Below are 3,912 nucleotides of genomic sequence, written 5' to 3' on the forward strand. Positions count from 1 at the left end.
TAAACCGGAACAAAGGGGAAGGGTAAAACAGATGGCATCAGCTTGGATAGAGTGGGGTAAAGATCGAGGCTACGCGATTGCTTCATGACTATTAGCAACATCGAGCCAACCGACCATGGCATCTTTTAAATTAGCCATCACTTCTTCCATAGTATCTCCTTCGGTAATGCACCCAGGAAGTGCGGGAACTTCAGCCCAATAGCCACCTTCTTCTGCGGGATGGATGATTGCTCTAATTTTCATACATTTATTCAGTCATTTGTTAAGGATATTATAACTATTATTAATAAATACAGGAAATTATAGTCGCCGCACCATGTCTCAAATCGGCGGCTAATTATCTATTATCAGCGATAAGTCAGTCTTAAGTAACGCCCTCGCCTTGGCCGCGGATCGATCATAAGCTGGTGTTGCCTGTCCTAGGTCGCAGAAATTCGATATTCAACTCTAGCTTCTCTCCTAGCCACAAAGAATGTTTCGTATGGTCGGCCACATCGTCGCCTGTTTCAGGGTGAATGAGAATATTGAGCCTCTCACGATTCAGCATTAACCAGGGAACGACTTTGCCAAACTCGTCTGGTAAAAATGCAACTTGATACATCGCTTGGGGGTGGGGGCCAATGGGTTTGTCATGCCAACGCCCAAGCTGCACCTCAAACTGAGTCAATCCTTCTCGTACACGCGCAGCCGCATCGCGATTATCAGCGTCGAAGTAAATATGTCCATGAAAACCAACGATGTTAATGGTGTCTTCTTTCATCATTTTCAGTGGATTATTGAGCAGAGATCAACAACTTTATATTAGCTTAACTTGCTGGATATTTTATTCACTCCTGTAAACTCCTTAAGTTGATATCTCCTCAGTCTTTGCTTTTTTGGTTTCATGCTACGACAATACCAGTATACTCTCTGCTTCTCTATCTCCAAACTGACTAATGATGTCGATTTCATCTCGCAGAATTTGAACAATTTTAGATGTTGAGCAATTGCCAACACGGAGATAAATAAATTTGGGAGGATGACCGTAAAGTAAACTCCGTTGATGAAAGTCAGAATCCTTGGAAACAATCACAAAATCATTTGCCTTTGCATATTCCCAAATTTCTGCATCATCAGTATTTGTCAGTCCTAGGGTCTTGACATGAGCAGAATCGGGATAAAAACCGATAATTCTCTGAAGAATTCGGTCTGAGAGGTTTTCGTCCAACAGTAGTTTCACAGGGATGCCACAAATAACTTTTTTTCACGATCTGCGGCAAAAGCAAGGCAGGCTTTGATGTCTGCCGAAGTTAGTTCTGAAAAATCTTCCAGAATTTCTGCTTCCGTCATGCCACCTGCGAGATATTCTAAGATGTCGTAGACGGTGATTCGCATTCCCCGAATACATGGTTTGCCACTGCGTTTTCCCGGTTCAATTGTGATTATGTCGTGGTAGTCCATAAAGCAATATTTTGTACTAATAAGTGTAATTATAACTGCAAATAATCCTGGTTGGTTTAGGTCAGGATTTCAGGTTTGAGCAAGTAGTGAGAAAAAAAGAACCCTGACGTTGGAAATAGCCAAGGCGGATCAGTTTTCTCATGGTCTGCGCCAAAAGCAAGACAGGCTTTGATGTCTGCCTAATTTAGTAGGGTTTTCCACCAATAAGACTCCAAAATTGGCGGCAGTCCGATCGACACGGGGCGATCGACTCGACATCTCCGACACTTGGCACGGCTGCCACGGCTCCACAATTGCACCATATAGCGCGGTGTGGGTGAGTTTGAGGTAGATTGGATGGTGTCATATCCCCGCCTAGAACAAGATTTTGGAGTGAGTGGGAAAATTGGGGTTATCTCGCTTAAACCTCTAGCGGGATTTTTTCGACGGGCTGTTAAACCTTTGTCGAAGTGAAAACAATTTGGAAGCCCGTCGGAAAAATCTCCGCACTGCCGTCCGCCAGGACAGCCAAACCAGTGTGTCACGCGCTTGACACTATTTAATGACCTTAGCGGTTCCAGGTTCTGGCTCAGGATATGCTTTTATCCTGACGTAGGAAAGGGTAGAGAGTGCAGAAACGACGGCGCGCTTGGTCATAGCTGCAATCTTTAGAAATTCTACGGAGCACTCTAAAGTTCGTGGTCAATGGTTACTAAATCCCAATCGTTCTACCAGTGAATTGCAACAGTCTGCTGCACCACCGTTGTTAGGACACGTTTTTTGGTAGCGGGTAGGATGGGGGGGCGATTGCACTTGCATGAGTTTTTACCATCGCATCATGGACAAATTTGTGTTTCGAGACGTAGCGAATACACGGAAGATCATATTCGTCGTAAATTTCAAATTTCACCAAATAGTCACCACCAAAATCTATATACACCGGGCATTGAGCATCCAGCCATGTTTTACGAGGACGCGACCAATGATATTTGTGATAGCCATTATAGGATTGATGGACTTGCTCTTGGATTTCACGAATACTATGTAAACGAATACTACGTACCTGACCCGATCGAATACTACGTACCTGACCCGATCGAGCTTCAGCCTTGGTAATATATGGATCCCTTTGTCGTGCCTCCGATAGCCGAAAGAAGTATGTACAGCTAGGGTAATTATCGAGGTTACAATAAAGGTTTCGGCGACACCTTTGCCTGGACCAAATCAAATCTTTGGCAATTTCGGAATTGGGGGCTGGTAATCCGTGGTATATATTGAAGTTCTGGCGGAAGCCAGAGCCGTCAACTACCCATACGAGGTTGCCATAAAATTCTTCGCGCGAGATTCTTTCAGCGTCCGTCATTGATGAATGCTGTATTTCAATCACAATTCCAGTCGGTGTTTTTATATCCGCCCTGTGTATCTCTCCATCATGGGCAATGTGAGAAACTTCGCGGCACTCTAGTGGAAAAAGATTTTTCCAGTCTCGGTGCCAGGGAGTTTCATTCTCCCACCACGGATCGCAACCCTTTGGTCGATAATGCGCCCAATGATGCAGGATTCTTGGGCCGCATTTCGCAATCATTTCAGAACCGCAAGTGGGACATAACCCTCGACCACCGAAAAAGGCTTCAACACGATTGTTGTTAACGAGAGCCAATTGCATAATAAGGAGGAACTATTGGTCTCAAACTTACAAGTTATGGAATATCTTATGTTATAAACTTAAATAACTAAGTATAAAACAAAATTTATTTCCTAATAATATAACTGATTACATAATTAATTTTGTAGTCAGTTATACTAATGAAATCATTTGTCGATATCATAAATTTAAATTTTTTAGTCTAAATACGGTTACATATTTTAATCTGTAACCGTTTATATAAACTAACTAAAAATTATATTTTTATTATACTGTAACTTCCATTCTATCAATTTCATGAAATATTACAGATTTCCTTTGAAACCTTTCACCTCCCTCAACTTCACACGTATAGTAATCTACTGTAATTGAAGTAGAATCTTCTTGATACTTTTCATAATCACGCTTTAACCTAAATAATTCTTTTACGTCAGTAATACGAAATGTCCGACTGTCACCTATAAACCAAAACTGTAAGTACATTAATTCTCATCCTTAAAACAAAACTACTTTAATTCTAGATTAACAATCTACATTAAACAACTAAGGCACATATCCTGATTCCCTCCCGATCGCCTAACTCGCACCTCAAATCCCAAAAAGCAAATTTTAACCTGATATTAGTTGGTCTTATTAACTGGTTCCCAGGCTCTAGCCTGGGAACCGAGATCCAGAGGCTCTGCCTCGCTAACGGATAAAAATAAAAACAGGAGGCAGATGCTCATGGAATGTGTTCCCAGGCTCTAGCCTGGGAACGAGCAAACACCTACGCTTTGCGCTTCCGACGGCGAATCAGCACACTCATCACTTGCTTCGGATTAGCTGCACGTTGTAGGGGACTCCAATCG

The 3,912-nt window shown here is 42.4% G+C and carries 6 protein-coding genes; all 6 read right to left on the minus strand.

Annotated elements, in window-relative coordinates:
• Window positions 1–69 precede the first annotated feature (69 nt).
• The 6 genes from QUA45_RS28190 to QUA45_RS28215 all read right to left on the minus strand — a co-directional run bounded on the left by QUA45_RS28190 (window position 70) and on the right by QUA45_RS28215 (window position 3,085).
• Window positions 70–243 carry a type II toxin-antitoxin system HicB family antitoxin gene (locus QUA45_RS28190; protein ID WP_333223197.1) on the minus strand — a complete coding sequence of 58 codons (174 nt, stop codon included), beginning with the start codon at window positions 241–243 and terminating at the stop codon, window positions 70–72.
• Between the two features lie 154 nt (window positions 244–397).
• On the minus strand, window positions 398–763 hold the full coding sequence (locus tag QUA45_RS28195; protein ID WP_333223199.1) for a DOPA 4,5-dioxygenase family protein: 366 nt from the start codon (window positions 761–763) through the stop codon (window positions 398–400).
• Between the two features lie 123 nt (window positions 764–886).
• A complete protein-coding gene (locus QUA45_RS28200) occupies window positions 887–1,219 on the minus strand; it encodes a DUF5615 family PIN-like protein (RefSeq protein WP_333223201.1) in 333 nt (110 codons plus the stop codon).
• A complete protein-coding gene (locus QUA45_RS28205) occupies window positions 1,216–1,440 on the minus strand; it encodes a DUF433 domain-containing protein (RefSeq protein WP_106332354.1) in 225 nt (74 codons plus the stop codon). The genes QUA45_RS28200 and QUA45_RS28205 overlap by 4 nt, the downstream gene beginning before the upstream one ends.
• A gap of 184 nt (window positions 1,441–1,624) precedes the next feature.
• Window positions 1,625–1,786, minus strand: a complete 162-nt coding sequence (locus QUA45_RS28210; RefSeq protein ID WP_333223203.1) for a hypothetical protein — start codon at window positions 1,784–1,786, stop codon at window positions 1,625–1,627.
• Between the two features lie 399 nt (window positions 1,787–2,185).
• A complete protein-coding gene (locus QUA45_RS28215; protein ID WP_333223205.1) occupies window positions 2,186–3,085 on the minus strand; it encodes a competence protein CoiA family protein in 900 nt (299 codons plus the stop codon).
• Between the last annotated feature and the right edge of the window lie 827 nt (window positions 3,086–3,912).

This window comes from Microcoleus sp. Pol12A5, assembly GCF_036701435.1.
GTDB lineage: Bacteria > Cyanobacteriota > Cyanobacteriia > Cyanobacteriales > Microcoleaceae > Microcoleus.

What these genes read in the sequence shown, in the direction of transcription:
- QUA45_RS28195 (WP_333223199.1), bottom strand. Translation starts at nt 763, where the DNA reads ATGATGAAAGAAGACACCATTAACATCGTTGGTTTTCATGGACATATT.
- QUA45_RS28205 (WP_106332354.1), bottom strand. Translation starts at nt 1,440, where the DNA reads ATGGACTACCACGACATAATCACAATTGAACCGGGAAAACGCAGTGGC.
- QUA45_RS28215 (WP_333223205.1), bottom strand. Translation starts at nt 3,085, where the DNA reads ATGCAATTGGCTCTCGTTAACAACAATCGTGTTGAAGCCTTTTTCGGT.
- QUA45_RS28190 (WP_333223197.1), bottom strand. Translation starts at nt 243, where the DNA reads ATGAAAATTAGAGCAATCATCCATCCCGCAGAAGAAGGTGGCTATTGG.
- QUA45_RS28210 (WP_333223203.1), bottom strand. Translation starts at nt 1,786, where the DNA reads ATGACACCATCCAATCTACCTCAAACTCACCCACACCGCGCTATATGG.